15 protein-coding genes and 1 tRNA gene (1 of these 16 only partly in view) are annotated in these 18,795 nt (G+C 48.3%); 5 read left to right on the forward strand and 11 right to left on the reverse strand.

Going from position 1 to position 18,795, the window contains the following annotated elements; all coding sequences use genetic code 11:
• Positions 1-14 precede the first annotated feature (14 nt).
• Entirely contained in the window at positions 15-1,730 is a 1,716-nt protein-coding gene (kdpA, locus tag B5M13_RS03130) for a potassium-transporting ATPase subunit KdpA (RefSeq protein ID WP_080054257.1), read from the reverse strand.
• Between the two features lie 19 nt (positions 1,731-1,749).
• Entirely contained in the window at positions 1,750-1,830 is an 81-nt protein-coding gene (locus B5M13_RS34580) for a potassium-transporting ATPase subunit F (RefSeq protein WP_080054258.1), read from the reverse strand.
• Positions 1,831-2,630: 800 nt separating this feature from the next.
• Here B5M13_RS34580 and B5M13_RS03145 point away from each other — a divergent pair.
• Complete coding sequence (locus tag B5M13_RS03145; RefSeq protein ID WP_218919474.1) at positions 2,631-2,828, forward strand: DUF2255 family protein; 198 nt, start codon at positions 2,631-2,633, stop codon at positions 2,826-2,828.
• Positions 2,829-3,071: 243 nt separating this feature from the next.
• Here B5M13_RS03145 and B5M13_RS03150 read toward each other — a convergent pair whose 3' ends face one another.
• The 5 genes from B5M13_RS03150 to B5M13_RS03170 form a co-directional block, all read right to left on the reverse strand.
• Entirely contained in the window at positions 3,072-4,421 is a 1,350-nt protein-coding gene (locus tag B5M13_RS03150) for a tetratricopeptide repeat protein (RefSeq protein WP_155297174.1), read from the reverse strand.
• 476 nt (positions 4,422-4,897) lie between these two features.
• Entirely contained in the window at positions 4,898-6,052 is a 1,155-nt protein-coding gene (locus B5M13_RS03155; protein WP_080054261.1) for a quercetin 2,3-dioxygenase, read from the reverse strand.
• A 551-nt stretch (positions 6,053-6,603) separates the two neighbouring features.
• Positions 6,604-6,676, reverse strand: a tRNA-Gly gene (locus B5M13_RS03160).
• Between the two features lie 47 nt (positions 6,677-6,723).
• Positions 6,724-7,995, reverse strand: a complete 1,272-nt coding sequence (bioA, locus tag B5M13_RS03165) for an adenosylmethionine--8-amino-7-oxononanoate transaminase (RefSeq protein ID WP_080054262.1) — start codon at positions 7,993-7,995, stop codon at positions 6,724-6,726.
• Between the two features lie 41 nt (positions 7,996-8,036).
• Complete coding sequence (locus B5M13_RS03170) at positions 8,037-8,549, reverse strand: KdsC family phosphatase (protein WP_080054263.1); 513 nt, start codon at positions 8,547-8,549, stop codon at positions 8,037-8,039.
• A 47-nt stretch (positions 8,550-8,596) separates the two neighbouring features.
• Here B5M13_RS03170 and B5M13_RS03175 point away from each other — a divergent pair, with 47 nt between their 5' ends.
• From B5M13_RS03175 to B5M13_RS03185, 3 genes are all read left to right on the forward strand, one after another.
• Positions 8,597-10,018 (forward strand): methyltransferase RsmF C-terminal domain-like protein, encoded by a 1,422-nt coding sequence (locus B5M13_RS03175; protein WP_080054264.1) that lies wholly within the window; start codon positions 8,597-8,599, stop codon positions 10,016-10,018.
• The gene (locus B5M13_RS03180; RefSeq protein WP_080054265.1) at positions 10,015-11,067 is read left to right on the forward strand and encodes an alpha/beta hydrolase; all 1,053 of its coding nucleotides are present in this window, start codon (positions 10,015-10,017) and stop codon (positions 11,065-11,067) included. Before B5M13_RS03175 ends, B5M13_RS03180 begins: the two co-directional genes overlap by 4 nt.
• Positions 11,068-11,184: 117 nt before the next feature.
• Positions 11,185-12,000, forward strand: a complete 816-nt coding sequence (locus B5M13_RS03185; protein ID WP_080054266.1) for an enoyl-ACP reductase FabI — start codon at positions 11,185-11,187, stop codon at positions 11,998-12,000.
• Between the two features lie 73 nt (positions 12,001-12,073).
• On the opposite strand, the gene B5M13_RS03190 is transcribed toward B5M13_RS03185, so the two are convergent.
• Complete coding sequence (locus tag B5M13_RS03190; RefSeq protein WP_080054267.1) at positions 12,074-12,904, reverse strand: hypothetical protein; 831 nt, start codon at positions 12,902-12,904, stop codon at positions 12,074-12,076.
• A 247-nt stretch (positions 12,905-13,151) separates the two neighbouring features.
• Positions 13,152-14,201 carry an alkaline phosphatase D family protein gene (locus B5M13_RS03195; RefSeq protein ID WP_080054268.1) on the reverse strand — a complete coding sequence of 350 codons (1,050 nt, stop codon included), beginning with the start codon at positions 14,199-14,201 and terminating at the stop codon, positions 13,152-13,154.
• 352 nt (positions 14,202-14,553) lie between these two features.
• On the opposite strand from B5M13_RS03195, the gene B5M13_RS03200 reads away from it, so the two are divergent.
• A complete protein-coding gene (locus B5M13_RS03200) occupies positions 14,554-15,282 on the forward strand; it encodes a nuclear transport factor 2 family protein (RefSeq protein ID WP_245859743.1) in 729 nt (242 codons plus the stop codon).
• A gap of 42 nt (positions 15,283-15,324) precedes the next feature.
• Here B5M13_RS03200 and B5M13_RS03205 read toward each other — a convergent pair whose 3' ends face one another.
• Together B5M13_RS03205 and B5M13_RS03210 are read right to left on the reverse strand one after the other, a co-directional pair.
• The gene (locus B5M13_RS03205; protein ID WP_080054270.1) at positions 15,325-18,432 is read right to left on the reverse strand and encodes an AAA family ATPase; all 3,108 of its coding nucleotides are present in this window, start codon (positions 18,430-18,432) and stop codon (positions 15,325-15,327) included.
• Positions 18,429-18,795: the 3' end of a metallophosphoesterase family protein gene (locus B5M13_RS03210; RefSeq protein WP_080054271.1), read on the reverse strand. Its footprint extends 860 nt past the window's final position; the window shows 367 of its 1,227 coding nt (coding positions 861-1,227); its start codon lies off the right edge, out of view; its stop codon occupies positions 18,429-18,431. Before B5M13_RS03210 ends, B5M13_RS03205 begins: the two co-directional genes overlap by 4 nt.

The raw sequence follows: 18,795 nt of genomic DNA on the forward strand, positions 1-18,795 counted from the left end.
CTTGCCGGAAGCAGTTACTTGAGGGAGAAAAATTCGGCCAGTGGTCCCAGCGCTAGGGCCGGGAAAAAGGCCAGCGCTGCTATGATGAAAATGACAGCGAAGGTAACCAGGCCGAAAGTAGCTGTATCGGTGGCCAATGTACCCGCACTTTCGGGGACATATTTCTTACTGGCTAGTGCTCCAGCAATGGCAATGGGGCCGACAATCGGTAAATAGCGGCTTAAAATCAGCACCAGTCCGGTTGTGAAGTTCCAGAAGAAATTGTTGTCGCCCAGTCCTTCAAAACCCGATCCATTATTAGCCGAAGCGGAAGTGTACTCGTAGAGCATCTCGGAAAAACCATGAAAGCCCGGATTGTTTAGCCAGTTGGCCGGTTTTACGGTCCAGTCGGCGTTAGGTGAATTGACAAAGACATACGAAGCTAATGCCGTACCAACCAGAATCAGCAAGGGATGCAGGATGGCGATCAGTGAGGCAATTTTCATCTCACGGGCTTCAATCTTACGGCCCATGAATTCCGGCGTCCGGCCCACCATCAGCCCGGCAATGAATACGGCGACGATCAGGAAGATGAAGTAGTTCAATAACCCTACGCCAACCCCGCCGTAGAAAGCATTGATCATCATATCGAGCATCTGCATAGCACCTGACAGAGGGGTCATCGAGTCATGCATGGCATTGACTGAACCGTTGGAGGTCGCTGTTGTAGTAATGCCCCAATAAGCCGACGCAGCCGAGCCCAGGCGCATTTCCTTTCCTTCCAGACTACCTAGTGTTTGGCTGATCCCCAGGTTGTCAATGGCTGGATTGCCCTTCATTTCAACGACGATCGAGGGAATCAGCAAACAGAAAAAGCCCACTGTCATCACCAGAAAAATCGAGTTTGCCAGCTTTCGTCGGTTCAGATAAAAGCCGAGCGCAAACACTAAAGCAATCGGTATGAGGATAATGCTAACATCTTCTACCACATTGGTCAGGTAGCTTGGATTTTCCAGCGGGTGAGCGGAGTTGACACCAAACCAGCCCCCACCATTGGTACCGAGTTGCTTGATCGCAATCATACCCGCGGCTGGTCCGCGCGAAACGCCCACACTATCTCCCTGCATAGTGATGATTGTGTCCTTGCCCGTATAGCTGGCCGGCGTGCCATTGAATACCAGAATCAGGGCAACAATGATCGACAACGGCAGCAAAATCCGGGTGATGCTTTTGATGAAGTACTCGTAAAAATTACCCAGTTCCGTACCCATCCGTGTGCTGAGAGCCTTAAAGAGTACGGCCAGTGCGGCCATACCAGCCGCAGCCGATACGAACTGAAAAAACATGACAACCGCCGTTTGGGTCAGGTAAGTGAGTCCTGATTCGCCGGAATAGTGTTGCAGATTACAGTTTACAATGAAGCTGATAACCGTATTAAAGGCTAAGTCAGGCGTCATAGATGCATTGCCATCCGGGTTAAGTGGTAGGCTACCCTGAAACAACAGCATAAAAAAGCCGTACAGAAACCAGACCAGATTAATAGTCAGCAGGGCTACCAGATGTTCTTTCCAGTTCATCGGCTGCGCCGGGTTAACGCCCCCGATCCGGTACAATAGCCGTTCCAGCGGAGCCATGAAGTCGAATAGATTGGGCTTGTTGGCGTAGATGTTGGCGATTAGTTTGCCAAGGGGATAGGCTAACAGAACGGTCAAACCGTACATGAGCACTACGCCCAGAATTTCGTTAGTCATTGTGTAGTTAAAAAATAGGTTAAAATTTTTCTGGTTTTATCAATACGTATAGCATGTAAGCGAAAACCAGCAACGCGATAATAAAGACGAGAGTAATCATGGTCAGTCGTGTTAAATCAGATGCCTTCGAACCACTCAATGGCTTTGTAGAAAATGACAAAGCAGCCAAGTGCCGAACCCAGTAGAAGCAGAAGCGTACCCATAGTTTGCGAGTTTTACTGTTTTAGTTTTTTATAGTGTGCCAAAAAGGTGTCCAAACTTTTCAAAAGCATTCGTCGTTGAGTATATGTGACTGATTATCAATGGTGTATTTTAGGGGCACGCCAATCGTGAAAGAGATTGGAAACAAAAAACCTTACCAAAATGGTAAGGTTTTTTGTCATTTTGAAAAGGTTATATAGCTGTGATAAGGGCGAAAATCAATAAATAAGAAGCTTAGGTTAGGAATCTAAAAACGCGGGCTCTGGTTGGGTTGACGTTTTTAGCAAATCTTTAATTAATTCAATAGTTCGTCAATGATCTCCTAGAAGAGGAGGGATAAAAAAGGCGCGTTAATTTTGGGTATCTGACAGCCAAACCACAACACGCCTATGAAAGGGCAAATTTTGCCAAAGCCAGTTTTATTGACCGAATTACAAGGCAAACGGATCTACATATCATCAGTTTATTATGTCAAGATGCCCGCTGCGCTATCATGATAAGGGAGCTAAAACCAAGGGCAAAGGACGACCACGCCAGTTTGCTGGGCCTGTAAACTTCACCCAGCTCGATTTCGACTACTTCGAGCTAAGTTATCAAGATGAAGAGCTACGCATTTATTCAGGCGTGGTCAACTGTCCTTTTTTAAAGCGAGACATCAAGTTGGCTTACACTCAATAGCTGAATGATGGGGGATTCCACGTGGCCGTCGATGGGGAACTATATGTCTGGGCTTACAACGGCCTGATATCCCGCTGGTATCAGGCGGCTATAGAGCAGGAAGCAGGTCGTATACAGGCAGCAGGCATGGTCAAAAACGTGTCATTTGAGTCCATCAGTGGGCTGCTCAACGACCGGATTTACGATGCATACCAGGCTACATATCAAGGGAGTCCATAGCTAAATGCCATGATCAGTGAGCGGGCCAGGTGAGCGACTATTAGGATTGTGCCTCAAAATTAGACAGGTCATGACGCTTAACGAATAAGGATAAAATAGTGATAAAGGCATAGCAGGACTTGGGCAGGTAAAAAGATAAAGCAGAAAAGCGTCTCTACAAACGCACCAATTATGATTCAGATATATGAACGCTCCGTCGTCTCTTTTGGGAGCGAATTGCGAACATTGATTATTATATACGTGTCAAACGCCGTCAGCCATATACGGTTTCAGCAATTGCTGAAAATCCGTGCGTTTGCGTAGCCGCTGCCAGCGGTAGTCTCCCTGATAGGCTTTGGCTGACACGGCCTCTGATTTCTGAGGGGATTTTAACGCCTTTCCTAGATAGACTACGGCTAGTGAATCGTTGCCCTTCAGGCTATGCAATTCAGCCAGGGAGTCCCAATAGTCGCCCACCTGGCCCGCTTGAGCAATGGCAATGTGTAGAGCCTCTTCTGCTTTTTTAAAGTCTTTGCGAGCTATGTAGCCATAGGCTAATGCATTATAAATGGGAGCACTCAGTCTAGTCTCCAGGCGAGTATGCTCCATCAGATGGATTAGCGATTCTGCATCATTTTCCCGGGCATAGAACCCGGCTAAATAAAAAGTAGCGGTCTGAGCCAAATTATCTGCCTGGGCCGGTAGACCTGGCTCTACCACTTTACGCATGTTGTCAACGAATAATTGCTTATGTTTTCGGGTCGTTGCTGAATCGGCCTTACTATGAGATGCTAAAGTCATATAAATTTCTGCCCGGGTATAATAAGCCAACTTGTCATTAGGGAATTGCCTGGCTGCACTATCCGACCAGGCAAAGGCTTCTTCATAGTTCAGACTATTTAAAGCAACGGCAACTGAAGTCATGTAGAAATAATAATCGGCCATCAACTCCCGATGTTTTTTCAGGTAAGCATACACCTTATCCACCATCACCGAATCTTTCTTGATCATGTAATACGTAATTAAGGCTTTCGTCGAACGCACCTTCATAATCTCCAGCGCGGCTTTATGAATCAGGTTTTGAGCGGGTTCATGTCGACTGATGGACAAGGGCTGGGTGATCTGCTCAGATACCTGTATGGATACGTGTTGACTGGAGTCGCTGAGGGTAATGTATCCTCCGATGGTTTTATCTTGCTTGCCCAGCAGGGCCAGAATTGATTTAGTAACGGCCCGAAGGTTAAACCCTTCAACGGAAAGCTCATTCAAAAATTCCGTATTATCTTCATTACTGCCCACCATGGACCGATTCATGCCATAAATACCGTCCATGATGGTGTCTATCTCATCGAGAATGGCTTGTTTGACGACTTCTCCGCTGTAGCCCTGTTCTACCCAAACGGGTGGTACTTTAAAATCCTGCACGTAGTAAATGGTTTTTTTATACTCCTTGCGCAGGTAAATACAAAATGCAATAAAAAGGCTTAGCCAAAGCAGTTTTACGCCGACGCCAAACCATTTTTCAAATAATTCAAACCAGGCTAATTGTTGAAGGCTTTTCAAAAAGGACCTGACCCGTCCGGTGGTTGGATTAATAGCGTTAATTGGTTCCACGGTTTAAATCGAAAAATAGCTTTATGTTTATAAGCATAGTGATTTACAGGTAAGCAAGATAAGGAAATGACTCAGCAAACACTGGCCGTCGCCAAGAATTTGTTCGCACTATTTCGTATGCTACGGATAGTAGTTGAGAGTAATTAAAATAAACCATCCAAGTAAGGAGTCTTTTTCAGAATTACCTTTTAATGGTAGGCTTGTATCATTACTGTTTATAGAGTATTAACGCACTGGAATGACAGACCACGAGAGCTCAATCTGAGAACTATTTCCAGTTGGCAATCCGCTTTCTTCTTTTTTTACTAGCCTATATGAGCCTCAGTCTATTTGACAGACACAGTGGCAAAAGCGTGTTTCACAGGTGAAGCTTTTCCTAAAAGCATTGAATTAATAAACAATGCGCGCGACGTAGCTGAGGATATGTGACCAGCGAATGCCCGGCTCAGAAGCTGGGCATTCGCTGGTTTGAGAAATTAGTGCCGGGGCGAGGGTGGCGGGCCGGGACGCTCCAAGGGCACGATGTCCAGCTCGGCAAACCGGCTGGCGTTGAGGCCTCCCGTGGGCTGTTGCGGATAGACATGCTGCGTGGAGGGGGCCTGCGAACGGAAAAATAACTCAAAAATGCCCGGTGTCAGCAAACCTATGTGATGCGTATACGGCTTCAGGTGCTGATAAGCATGAATCGTACCTGCTGGCAGCGTGACAAGATCGCCGGGGTATACGTCGAGCGTCACCTGGTTCGACACCATCCGCATTTGCCCATCAAGACAAAAAAACGTTTCAGAGTGCTTCATGTGAAAATGTTTTCCGATCATCGGCCCAGCCGGGCCTTCGCAGGTGACTACCAGCAGTTTACCGTTGGTGGTCGCGTTGTCGCAGAGGATGCCAAACAACTGATCGGCAATGGTATAATGATCCCCTTCGCCAGCGGCCAGTACATACGGCACAACGCTTTTAGGTAGTTTGGTGTCAACGACGCGATGAGCGTTGCCTTCCAATAGAGGTTTGCCATCAAAGTAGATGTCGGCGGCTTTCTCAGCCTGTTTGAGCGCGGCCGGGTCCAAGGCGGAAATCTCATCTGAGGGCTGCACGTACCCCGCATACGGTTTACCCAGCGTCCTGTAAAGCGCGGTCATCTGATGACCGCTGTTCATCGACATCAACTGAGTATGATGCGACTGCATCCGAAAGGCGTGGGTGGTTCCGGGCGGAATGCTAGCGAAATCGCCTTTAATCATGCGGTAATGTTGGCCGGAAAGCCACAAGTCAATTTCGCCATCGAGCACAAAAATTACCTCATGCGTTTGGGCATGGGTATGCGAAGGCAGCAGCGCCCCCTTTCCACCTGTCAGCACAGTCCACTCATACAGGTTATCGGTATCGATACCCCGGGCCATCAGACAAGCGACGAAGCCACCAACCAGGTAGCGTTCGCCTTCGCCACTGCGTAGGTAATACGGAATGACCCGGCCGGGTAACTCCCCCTGGGGCGTAATGGCCTGAATGGCGGTAATGTTGGCAGGGAGCGACACAGGAGGTCCCTGCTGGGCGTTGGCGGAGACGCTGCCCACAACCTGTAGCAGGAGGCAGCCCAAAGCAGCGATGAAACGGTAGGTACTGGTTTTCATGAATAAGTTAGTGGTGAGTTCTGTTAGCTGGCTAGAGCTAGCTTAAACGCTTAAAAATAACTTACTTAGAATTATACTGTACGTTGTCAAAAAAAGTGGGCAAAAGGGTCGGGACCGCAACGGCGGTAGTGCGGCATTCCGACCGTGACGCTTGGGTGAAAAGGGTGTCGCTCAGAAGCTAAGCGATTTCCGGGGAAGTACGTGCTAGTCAATTTCTGGGTGAGCTAGTGCGGTCCCAGTCGGCAAGAAAATCCGGTATGTCGTTAGGGACCGTAACGGACGGTTCTTTGCACTAAGTCAGTGAAAGCAGCAGAAACAGGCCAATTAGGAGTCGTATAAAATAAGTAATTGTTGAGTAGGTTAGCCGCTTCGTTAACTATTGGAAGGCGAAAAATATTGATAGTAATTGGATCTGGCTAATTGCCTCATCAAGAGAAAGAAAGAATCAGGAGGAGATGTTTCAATCAGCGTCTCAACCGGAACTTCTATAGCGTGAAAAAAGCCGATCAACATCGCTGCTAACCGGCTAATTATCATGGGTTTTATGGGTGAGCGGGAAACGAGTCTCGAACTCGCGACCTGCAGCTTGGGAAGCTGCCGCTCTACCAACTGAGCTATTCCCGCTTATACCACAAAAATGTGTGTTTAAAACCAAAATGTCAAGTGGTGCGCTATAGTGTACGTAGTAATTCTTTAAGCGTATTATAGGTATAATTCAATTGCGCATTCGTAGTACAATAAGGTGGCATCAGGTATAAAACATTGCCAAGTGGACGCATCAAAATACCCCGTTCAAGCAGAAAGCTATACGCTACATCGCGAATACTATTGAAGTATGACGTTTGTTCGCCAGCTTTCAAATCGAAGGCAAGTAAAGTACCCTGTTGCCGGATATTTTCAACCGTTGAATGGTTAGCTAATTCCTGGACAAACTCAGTGTGCTTTTGGGTAATTCGTTGAATCGCCTGCTGGGTTTCGGTCAACAGTAGCAGATCCATACTGGCTAAGGCGGCTGTACAGGCCACTGGATTAGCTGTAAATGAGTGTCCGTGGAAAAGTGTCTTATGTTTGTCGGTCGATAGGAAGGCTTCGTAAATAGCTTGTGTACAGGTGGTTATACTTAAGGCCATGGTACCGCCCGTCAGCCCTTTGGATAAACACATCAGGTCGGGTTTTTCCACCAAATGATCAGAAGCAAACAGACGGCCTGTACGCCCAAAGCCGGTCATGACCTCATCGGCAATAACTAGTGTGCCCCGACGACGTGCCAGCTTAATTAAATTGTCGAGTACTTCGGGCTTATACATAATCATACCTCCTGCGCCTTGTACCAGGGGCTCGACAATGAAAGCCGCTGTGTCTTCTGTAAATAAAGCTTCGGCCTGTTGCAGTACATCGGTTTCCTGACCAGGAACAGGGGTAGGCAGGTAATCGACATCGAATAGAAAAGGCGCAAATGGGGCTGTAAAGGCACTTCGACCGCCAACAGCCATCGCGCCAAATGTATCACCATGATAGGCATTCTCCAGCGCCACTACCTTTCGACGGGGTTTGCCCAGGTTATGCCAGTATTGGAACGCCATCTTTAAAGCTACTTCAACAGCCGTTGAGCCATTGTCGGAATAGAAAACCCGCTTCTGATTTTGGGGTAAAATAGCCAGCAAGCGCTCGGCCAGTTCAACTGCTGGTTCGTGCGTGAAATCGGCAAAAATGACATGCTCAAGTGTTTGAAGCTGCTTGGCCACCCGTTGAGCAATATGAGGATGGGCATGTCCGTACAAGTTGACCCACCATGACGAGATCATGTCCAGATACTCGCGGCCATCTGTCCCGTAAAGTACAGAGCCTTTGCCGCTTGCAATAGCTATGGGGGCAGGAGCTGTTTGCATCTGCGTGAACGGATGCCAGATCACAGCCCGGTCGCGTTCTGCTAAATCATTCATTGGAATACGTTGAATAGTAGTGATTTTTTCGGTAATAAAGCTTAGAAAGGCCACTTGCCCTGGGCACGCATGACCTGTTCAATAACATCCCGAACGGCTCCCCCTCCACCCGGCCTGGGCGATATATACTTGCAGATGGCCTGTACCGCATCGACCGCATCGGCTGGGCAGGCGCTCAATACATCCGGGCGACTCAGAATGGTGTAGTCGGGAAGGTCGTCGCCCATGTAGAGAATTTCCGACTCGTTCAGACCGTCGCGGGCAATGTAGCCGAGGTAGGCGTTTACTTTCTGATCAGAAGGGCCACCCATAAAAATGTCTTTTACATTCATATTGGTTAGCCAGTTCCGAACGCCATCGGCATTGGACGAAGATAAGATACCAACCCGAAACCCCGCTTTTAGAGCCTGCTCGATGGCGTAAGTATCTCGAATATGAACGGAACGAAAGCGTTCGCCCGATGCCAGCAGATGAACACTGCCGTCGGTCAATACGCCGTCGACATCGAATATGAACGTTTTGATGTGTGTAAAGCGATCCTGTATAGCTGCCATGCTGCAAGTTTAGTGAAAACCGGACGACTGTTCCGTATTTTTGTCCAATGAATGCTTATGACCTCCACACGGCTTCCGGGTCACCGACCGATCTTCCTTCTGCGTTTCGTGACCAGATGCAGGCACAATTGGGTTCTGAATTCGCTGATTTCCAGCAAGTATTGACAAGGCCAGCACCCGTCAGCATCCGTCTGAACCCCCGTAAGCCCGTTTACGATACGACTGATTTGAATCCGATTCCCTGGTGTAACGATAAGGGGCCGATTCAGGGATTTTATTTAGCGGAACGCCCGAGCTTTACGCTAGATCCCCTGTTTCAGGCGGGTGCGTATTATGTGCAGGAGGCCTCGTCGATGTTGTTGTACGAAGCCCTGAAGCAAAGTGTAAAGCTGAGTCGCCCGCTCCGTGTGCTGGACTTATGCGCTGCGCCCGGCGGCAAAAGTACTTTACTAGCGTCGGCTCTGTCGGTCGATAGTTTGCTGGTATGCAATGAAGTGATTCGGAGCCGGGTATCGGTTTTGCGCGAAAATCTGGACAAATGGGGCTATTCAAACGTAGTGGTAACGAATCACGACCCCGAAGACATGACCAATCTGTCAGGCTTTTTTGATGTGGTCGTGGTCGATGCACCCTGTTCGGGCGAAGGGCTTTTCCGGAAGGACCCGGACGCTATTCAGGAATGGTCGGAAGCGAGTGTTCAACTTTGCTCGGCCCGGCAGAAACGGATTCTGGATGCGGCTATTCCACTATTGGATGAACGGGGTATTTTGATTTATAGCACCTGTACCTACAACGACAGCGAGAATCTTGACAATGTTCGGTATCTGACTGAAAACGGATTCAGGAACCGTCCGCTGATTTTACCCGCTGACTGGCAGATTGTTGAAAAGTATGTGGATAACTCCGTTGGTTACCAATGTTATCCACATCGAGTGCAGGGAGAAGGCTTTTTTATCAGTGTTTTTCAGAAAATGACCTTTACGGCGTCTGTCAAACTGGATGCCCGCACATTCCGTAGTATCCGGGCACTGCGTCCGCGCGAAACATCGACGGCCATGAAGTGGCTGGAACATCCCGCCAATTTTTCGTTCTGGGAAAAGCCCAACGGCGACGTGATGGCCTTACCGAAATCGCTGGAAAAAACGTTTCTGTTTCTGGATAGCGCCCTGCGCAACAAAGGTTTTGGCCTGGAGATGGGCCAGTTCAAGGGGCAGGATTTTATTCCGTCGCACGCCCTGGCTCTCAGTACCGACTGTAATCAGAATCTACCGGCTATTGAGCTAAGTAAAGAAAACGCGCTCCGGTATTTTAAGAAAGAAAATCTGGTATTCGACGAGCCCGTCAAAGGCTGGTTACTCGCTCGGTACAAGGGGCTGAATCTGGGCTGGGTAAAAGGGGTCGGCAATCGGGTCAATAATTATCTGCCCAAAGACTGGCGCATTCGGATGGATATAAAAGAATACGTATGAAACGACTATTCGCTATTTCTGGTCTATTACTGGTTGCTCTCGGCATAGGGTATTGGGTCGGCCCAACGGCACATCCTGATGCCGTTAAGGATGAGGTTATTACGCTTGATCCCGATCTGGTACAACTGGAGCAACGTATTGCCGAGTTGGAGCGTCAGTCGGATGTACGACCCGACAATGAAGCCCGGATTGTCTGGGTCGATAGCCTGCATAAAGTCAGAACACCGTACAGCATCGTGTATCTGCCCGGTTTTTCGGCGAGCTGGGCCGAAGGCGACCCCATTCATAAAGAAATTGCCAAACACTTTGGTTGTAATCTGTACCTCGCCCGACCAGCCGAACATGGCATTAACGCACCCGATGCCTTTAAAAACATTACACCTGCCAACTACGCAGCGTCGGCCGAACGGGCACTGGCTATCGGTAAGGCTTTGGGAGAAAAGGTAATCGTTATGGGTACGTCGGCAGGAGGTATGCTGTCGTTGTATCTGGCGGCTCATCACCCCGAAATTGACGGGCTGATTTTGTATTCACCTTGTATAGCCGTTGCCAATCCGGTTTTAAAACTGGTGACGGGGCCCTGGGGAAAACAGATTCTCGATCAGGTATTTCAGGGCGAGTACCTGATTAATACCCATTACAGTGGCGAACGGTCGCGGTATTGGTTGCCGAAATACCATACGAACGGTCTGATTACGCTCCAGACGATGCTCGATACCTACATGACGCCCGAACAGTTTCAGCAGGTGAAGCAGCCGGTATTTCTGGGGTATTATTATAAAGATGAAGACCATCAAGATCAGACGGTATCGGTAGCTGCCATGCTGAAGATGTATGATGAATTGGGTACACCTGCCGATAAAAAACGAAAAGAAGCGTTTCCAGATGCTGATGCGCATGTAATAGCCTCGCATTTTACATCGAAAGACTTACCAGGCGTGTATCGGGCAACAGAAGCTTTTATGAGCGATGTGCTAAAATTGCCTCAGGCCACAACACTCGTTGCAGGAGTAGCTTTCAGTCACAAGGGCAATTCGACAAAAAAATAACCTAACTTTGAGGGATTAATGAATAATGTGCAATGAATAATGAAAAATGAGTGGCCTTCACGCTACTAATCCATTATTCATTATCCATTAATCATTATCCATTTTTGATCAATACATATGGCTTACGGATTACTGAACGGAAAACGCGGCATCATTTCGGGTGCTCTGAACGAACAATCAATCGCCTGGAAAATCGCCCTGAAAGCGAAAGAAGAAGGGGCTAGTATTACGCTGACTAACGCGCCGATTGCCATGCGCATGGGCGAAATCAAACAGTTAGCCGAACAAACAGGAGCCGAAATTATTCCGGCCGATGCTACCTCGGTCGACGACCTGACCAATCTTTTTACGAAATCGCAGGAAGTGCTGGGCGGTAAAGTCGATTTTGTGCTGCATAGTATCGGCATGAGCCCCAACATCCGTAAGGGCAAAGCCTACACCGATCTGAACTACGAATGGCTCAAACAAACGCTTGATATTTCGGCTGTTTCGTTCCATAAAATGATGCAGGTCGCCTACAAGCTCGACGCTATCAATGAGTGGGGTTCGGTAGTGGCACTTACCTATATGGCTGCCCAACGGACATTCCCGTTCTATACCGACATGGCGGATGCTAAAGCCATGCTCGAATCCATTGCCCGTAGCTTTGGCTATCGCTATGGAAAATACCGCAAAGTTCGGGTCAATACGGTATCGCAGTCGCCAACGCAAACCACAGCGGGTGGCGGTATCGGTGGTTTTGACAAGTTTTTTGACTTTGCCGACAAAACGGCTCCGCTGGGTAACGCTACGGCTGATCAATGCGCCGACTACGTTATCACCCTTTTCTCCGACCTGACTCGCATGGTAACCATGCAGAACCTCTTCCACGATGGTGGCTTCTCGATGACTGGTATCTCGGAGGAAGTAATGAATCTGATCACGAAAGAGTAATAAATAATTAATCGAATAAAAAAGCAGCGTGGTTCTATATCGAGCCACGCTGCTTTTTTATTCGATTAGTTATTTAATTCAAACCTACATACGAATACGCTGCGGTTAGCGTACCACCGGCATCCGTTTGGGTATGGGCGGTCGGGTACTTCTGGCTGTTGTACTGGTACGTATAAACCGACTGATGAATCTGCATTTCCTTACCATCGGGCCCTTTCGTAAATTGTGTGATTGTCGATGGGTTATTCACCTGAAAAGTTACGTTGGGCAGAAAGGGGTAAAGCGTCCATAGATTCGATACGTTTTTGTGCGAATCATAGCCCGTAAACCGAGTAACCAGCTCTTCCCGATACCCTCCGGTCTGATCATCTTTGCTTAAATCAACCAGTTGCGTCAGATTTCCTTTAGCATCATACGCAAACGTGCGAGCGGTTTCGGTTTTGTTCGGCCCTTCACCCTGTGTAATGTCTACCCGAGTTAGCTTGTTATCGGCTGAATACTGATAGGTGTACGTGGTTGCTAATTGGCCATTGGGCGCAAACTCCTGCGTGAGCCTGACGTTGTTACCATCGTAGGTGTAGGTCACATACGATCCGTTGGAGGCTTCCAGACGCGTCAGTCGGTTAGTGGTGTACAGGAAATTGTAGATTACTTTCCGAACCTGGTTGGTATTTTGGATGTACAGGTTTTGGGTCGTATACCGAATGGGTACATTGGCTGCGTCGTATTCGACTTCCTTATAATCGGTATCGGACCAACTGACTTTCGTTTTTTTGAAAACATGAATCGAATCATTTGACTGATCGGGCAAATTAGCGGGAGTCGAAGGCAGGGGCGTTTGGGATTGACAGGCTGCCAAAGCCAGCAACAGACCTAGTGATAGGATTGACGTGTGTCGTGTCATGGTATTTACTGTTTTAAAATGGATTCACTAGTATGAGCGCGATTGAGGTCGGAACGTTCGGCACATCGGTACGAACCGTTAGGAAAGTGAGTTGAAGTGTCATAAGAGCCAAGTGAGTCGTATAGGCTGGCGATGGGCCACAACATGCAAAAAGGGATACGAATGAACGTATCCCTTTTTGCATGTTGTGTGGTCAGATACTCACATCTAACCTTGAGAGGTTTCTCAAAACCGATACGACATTCCACTAAAATTTCATCTCCTGGGTTAAATAGGTTGCCCGGTTATCACCGTTGATCCGTACCGTTGCCGTTAATGGCTTTGAAGCCCAATTGATGGTAATTAGTCCATAGTTTAGTTCCGTAACCATGTTGCCAATACGGTGGCGGTTGGGTTCTTCATGGGGAGCTGATACGTGTGTCAGCCCACTGCTGGTAATATCATATATGTCATAGGACAGACCGGGTACGTTAACCTTCGATACTTCGGCCATATGGCGATCACCACTGATGAAAAAGGCGCCTTTGGGTTTGGTCTTGCTCAATAAATCCAGTAGCCGTTTGCGGGCAGTCGTGAAGTTGGCCCACTTTTCATAGACGTGTTCTTCGGGCAATACCTGAACCCCACTGCCAATAATATGCACATCGGCATCGGAGTTAGTCAGTTCGTTTTCGAGCCATTGCCACTGGGTTTCCCCCAGCATATCGCCCGTTGGGTCGGGTACATTTTTCTTATTCTCTTTCTTAAGCGGGTCACGAAAATACCGGGCATCCAGCAGAATGACTTTCACTCGTTGTCCTTTTGGACCATATACGTGCGAGGAATAACCGCCCTCCTGCATGCGTAAAGGGCTATCGGTAGGCACGTCCAGAAAATCGAGCATCACTTGCTGGCTTTGTTTTCGCATTGGATATTCTTTTCCACCATCGTTTACTCCGTAATCATGATCATCCCAAACGCCAATGATTGTCGAGGTTTGGCGCAACTGCTGATACCCCGGATTGGCTTTCTGAATGGCATATTTAGCCCGGAGTGTATCCATATTTTCCGAATCGCCGTAGATGTTATCGCCCAGCCAGATCCAGAGGTCAGGCTTCTGTGCCACGATATCATCCCATAGCGGTTTGGGGCGCTTCTGGTCGCTGCACGAGCCGAAAGCGATGGTTGTCATGGGCTTGGATGGGTCGGCAGTTGGAGCAGACCGGGATTGATCATTCGTTGCGGTGCTGGGTTTCGTGGAGTGGCAGCCAACCAGTATCAATGTGCCAAAAGAGAGAAGCGTAAGCAGGGTTTTCATCAGAACGTTTCGAATGGTTCGGGTAGTAAAAGTAAATAGGCGCTGTTGATTCTGGCGTGTGTTCAAGATTTATTAACTTTGCCGTACTGAAAGATCGCATCACCTATTACCGATTCGCGCCGACAACGACTGCTACGTTCTGGCAGGTTGCATCGGTTTAGCTGCACCAATCTGTGTAGCGAAAGGCTTAATCTATATCGACGATTAGGCATCGGTTATCATTCACATATTAATTAATGTCTAATCGATGAAATCGTGTCATTTCATCACGGGGATGTTGTGTCTGGCAGCCTCCTTCTGGCTGTTGTTTTCGTGCACGACAGCCAGGCGATCAATTTCTAACAGAATCATCATGGGAAAAGAAACCATCCATAAATCAATCATTCGCGATTTCTACCGTCGGGCGGTAGGGGAAGGCGACCTGGCCTTTGCCGAACAAATCATCGCCGACGATTATATCCAGCATAGTACAACCGTAAAACCTGGGAAGCCGGGCTTGCTGGAAGCGCTTGCCTATATGAAGCAGATGCCTAAACCACCTGCGACATCAGCACCTTTTATGCGCCTGATTGCCGAAGGCGACTATGTGGTTACAAACATGAGCTTTGGCTGGGCGGGTAAACAGAAAGCCGTTATTGACCTGTTCCGATTTCGGGATGGACAGGTTGTGGAGCATTGGGACGCTATGGCCGACCAGCCCGAAACGACTCTGAATGGGCACGCGCTCATCGATGGCCCTTTGCCCCGCGAAACACCACAGTCAACAAGCCAGAACAAAACTTTGGTTACTGATTGTATGGAGCAGATTTTTATAAATCGTCAGCTAGAAAAGCTTTCCGACTTCGTTGCTGATACGCTCAAACAGCATCGGCCCGAAATTGCGAATGGCCTTTCGGGTTTAAAAACCTATTTGCAGCCACAGCCGGAGTACCAAACGGTTGAAAAAGTGCTTCTGATCATTGCCGAAGGGGATTTTGTCGTCGTTCAGTCGTCAGGAACCTGGCAGCAGAAACCGACGGTCTTCTATGATGTTTTCCGGCTGGATGAAGGGCTGATTGTGGAGCATTGGGGATTGAAGTAGGGTATTTAACCTCACTCCTCTCCTGTGGGAGTGAGGTTATCTTTATTCCTCCCAGCTTCGAATAATCCGGCTACCGTTTTCCGTGGCTTCAGCCCGAATATAGGTGTCTACTTCCTGCTGTAACTCCTCTACGTGCGAAATGATACCCACAATCCGGTTTTCAGAACGGAGTGACTTCAGGGTTTTGAAGACCGTTTGCAGGGAATCTTTATCGAGGGTGCCAAAGCCTTCATCCAGAAAGAAGAGGTTTTGTTTGGCTTTGGTCAGGTGTTGAATATTGTCTGATAACGCCAGTGCCAGCGACAAAGCGGCCTGGAAGGTTTGACCCCCTGAGAGCGTTTTTACACTTCGCACTTCGCCCCCGTTGAGGTAATCGCGTACCTGAAAATTGTTTTTCTCGTCAAGTTCCAGCTTAAGTTGGTTGTTGGTCAGCTTGAAAAACCGATCATTGGCCGATTCGCAGAGGTTTTTCAGGTATACCGACGAAACATAATTGACAAATCCCTGCGCCCGGAACATCTCGTCCATCTTCTTTAAATCATGCTTCCGAAGGTCTAGCAAATCATACCGTTTCTGGTGCTCCTGCTTCTCGGTCCACTGGCGTTTCAGGGTTGTCAGAACATTGGTAAGCTGCCCAATTTCCTTATTCAGATTGTCTTTCTGTTTGTGTAGGGCCTGTAACTGAGTCTGAACTGTTTGTAAGGCTACCGGATCGAAAGGCGATTCGGCAAGGCCGCTCTCCAGATCGGTAATCTGTTTTCGTAACCCTGCACATTTTTTGTCGTATTCATTAATACGGCTCCGTTCCTGATCGATATCGACGGTACTCTGTAAAACCTGCTCGACTACATCACGGGTAAGGTTTTGCTTAACCAGATTCTGGGCTATAACAGCCTCGATCTCCCGAATGTCGGTCACTAACTCCGTTAATTGATGGGCGACTTGCTGATGTTGTTCGGTTAAGGTCGCCTGTCGTTTTTCGGCGTCGGCTTTCTGCTTATCAGCCGTTTCGAAGTTACTTTTCGTTTGTTCGTAGGCGTTGATGAGCGAATCGCGCAGGTCTGTGATCTGGCCTAAATCCCACTGTTGTACTTCGGCCAGCCGAAAATTCTCCAGCGATTCAACAGCGGTTTTCAACTGCCCGTTCAGTCCAGCAATCTCTTTGTCGAATGCATTTAAATGCTGCTCTTCTTCCCACTTAGTTGCTTCCAGGCTTTCAATCTGTTTCGTCAACTCCTGAATAGCCTTCTGCGCTTCCTGCAATTGCTTTTGCTGGTCACTTTGCAGCCGAATGGCATCCGTCAGGTCAGATTCTTGGCGTTTATCAAAGTCGGTCCAGATAAAGGCATCTTCGTGTTCGGTCAGTCGCTGCACCACGGCGGTTCGCTCCTGAATCAATCGTTTACTATTTTCCAGAGCACTACGCAGCTCTTTTTCCAATCCTTCGATTGTGAGCCGTAACGCCGTCGTGTCGTCAATCTGCTGACTGACTGACTGGAGTGTTTTTTCGCTTTCGGTTACCAGTTGCCGAATTGCTTCCATGTTAGGCTTTGTGCGGGACTGATGCCGAATGGGGTGATGTTCGGAACCACAAAGTGGGCAGGGAGCCCCTTCGGTCAACGACTCGGTAAACTGGCTTAACTCCTGTTGAACGAATGCGTTCTGATAAGCCTTTTCATGCGCTCTCCGGGCCGATTTCAATCGGACCAGTTCCGAATCGATCTGTGCCGGGAGCGTTTTAAGGGTAAAGCGGCCCCATTCGGCGGGGAAGCTCAGTAGAGACGTATCTTTTCGTTGTTTGATCTCATTGATCGTAGCTTCGTAGTCGGCATACTGCTTGTCTAAGTCATCGGCTTGTTGCTTTAAAGGCTTGTAAACAGCAAACCATTTTTCAATCTGATAAAGCCGCTCCAATTCGGATGTTTGCCCAAACAGCCCTTCGGTGAGTGCCTGATGCTTTTTTCGATTGGTTTTATGCTGCTCAATGGCTTCCTGTACCTGTTCAAGCTGACCGACAATGTGCTGACGGTTGCGCTGCTGGAGCGCAACCGCTTCCTGAACCGTTCGTATGGTTTGTACCGTGTCGAGTTCATCAATCTGCTTTTGCAAATGGCCACGACCTTCATACGCTTTTTTCGTCGCTTCGTACACCGATTGAAACCCCACTAACTGGCCCGTCAATTCCGAGAGTTGCTCTGCCGTTTTCTTTTCAGCCTGTAATAGACCTGTTTGTTTGTCCTGCAATTTTCGCAGATTAACCAAATCACTTTGGAATACCAGTCGGCAGGTTTCGTACAGCGCAATAGTTTGCCGAAGGCGTTGATAAGTAGCTTCCTGAGTTTGCAGAACTCCCAGTTCGCGTTGCAGATTCATCAGTGTCTGCGTCTGGGATTGCGCCTGCACCAGCTTTCGTTCAACCGATTCTAGCTGATCAATTTCGACTTCTTTGGCTCGGACAGCATCCAGCGTCGAAGCAATATGATTCTCTGCCAGCGTAATCGATTCGGGCGTAACGGTTTCCAGCGGAGCCAGCAACCCACGTAATTCGGCGAGTTGATCGTCGTTGGCTTTATTGAGTTTGCTAACTCGTCCCGACAAATCGTATTGATCCAGTTTAAATAACTGGTTCATCATTTTGGTTCGCTCGACTGGGCTAAGTTCCAGAAACTCCCGAAACTGGTTTTGCGGAATAATGATTGTCCGTTTGAAATTATCGTAGTCGAGGCCCAGAATCTGCCGGGTCATTACCGAAACGTCTTCCTTTTCATTGCCCAGGGGTTGCCAGTCGTTCTCCTGACGGACAAACAGGCGTCGTTCACCAGGATTGATTTCGTGGTGTTTTTTAGGATGCCGCCTGGCTTCATAAACAAACTTATACAACTGCTGCTGAGGGCCAGCCTGGAACTCAAAATCGATCAGTAGGTGATTCGACTTCAGGTTCATCATATTATACTGACGGTTGTCGCGGCTGTTCAGTCGTTCGGTTTCGCCATATAAGGCAAAGCTGATGGCTTCCAGAAGCGATGTTTTGCCGCTGCCCACCCGCCCGAATATGCCAAAGACATTGGAACTGGTCAGACGTTGAAAATCAATGGTCTGTACGTCCTGATACGAATAAAGGCCCTGGATCGACAGTTTAATAGGAATCATTCAGGTTCGGTAGCTAAAATCTCCCGAAACAATTGTTGCAGGCGGTCATTGGGTTCCTGCCCTTTGTTTCGGCTTTTAAAATAATTCGCGAAAAGCGATTCAATACTTTGCGTTAGATCGATGGCAGGTGCTGTTACCTGTTCAGGTTCGTCCATATCCCGTACATCCGGAATAATCGTCACCAGGGATGTATGCGCCTGTTGAAGCTGACGTCGCTCCTCACTGGTCAGGTACGTTGGGGTTTGCAGCGTGATTTCAGCATAGCAGTTCGGATTCTGGGTCAACCAGTCCACCGCTTCATCGACTCGTTTAAACCGTGGGCGTAAAAGTCGCTTGCCCGTTTGTAAAGCGATGGGTGTTACA

Origin of the sequence: Spirosoma aerolatum, from assembly GCF_002056795.1 — a bacterium.
Taxonomy (GTDB): Bacteria; Bacteroidota; Bacteroidia; order Cytophagales; family Spirosomataceae; genus Spirosoma; species Spirosoma aerolatum.

Bases quoted from the DNA above. Each gene is read 5' to 3' on its own strand.
- B5M13_RS03175 (WP_080054264.1), top strand. From the start codon at position 8,597: ATGAATGCTTATGACCTCCACACGGCTTCCGGGTCACCGACCGATCTT.
- B5M13_RS03195 (WP_080054268.1), bottom strand. From the start codon at position 14,201: ATGAAAACCCTGCTTACGCTTCTCTCTTTTGGCACATTGATACTGGTT.
- B5M13_RS03185 (WP_080054266.1), top strand. From the start codon at position 11,185: ATGGCTTACGGATTACTGAACGGAAAACGCGGCATCATTTCGGGTGCT.
- B5M13_RS03205 (WP_080054270.1), bottom strand. From the start codon at position 18,432: ATGATTCCTATTAAACTGTCGATCCAGGGCCTTTATTCGTATCAGGAC.
- B5M13_RS03180 (WP_080054265.1), top strand. From the start codon at position 10,015: ATGAAACGACTATTCGCTATTTCTGGTCTATTACTGGTTGCTCTCGGC.
- bioA (WP_080054262.1), bottom strand. From the start codon at position 7,995: ATGAATGATTTAGCAGAACGCGACCGGGCTGTGATCTGGCATCCGTTC.
- B5M13_RS03200 (WP_245859743.1), top strand. From the start codon at position 14,554: ATGGGAAAAGAAACCATCCATAAATCAATCATTCGCGATTTCTACCGT.
- B5M13_RS03155 (WP_080054261.1), bottom strand. From the start codon at position 6,052: ATGAAAACCAGTACCTACCGTTTCATCGCTGCTTTGGGCTGCCTCCTG.
- kdpA (WP_080054257.1), bottom strand. From the start codon at position 1,730: ATGACTAACGAAATTCTGGGCGTAGTGCTCATGTACGGTTTGACCGTT.
- B5M13_RS03190 (WP_080054267.1), bottom strand. From the start codon at position 12,904: ATGACACGACACACGTCAATCCTATCACTAGGTCTGTTGCTGGCTTTG.
- B5M13_RS34580 (WP_080054258.1), bottom strand. From the start codon at position 1,830: ATGATTACTCTCGTCTTTATTATCGCGTTGCTGGTTTTCGCTTACATG.
- B5M13_RS03170 (WP_080054263.1), bottom strand. From the start codon at position 8,549: ATGGCAGCTATACAGGATCGCTTTACACACATCAAAACGTTCATATTC.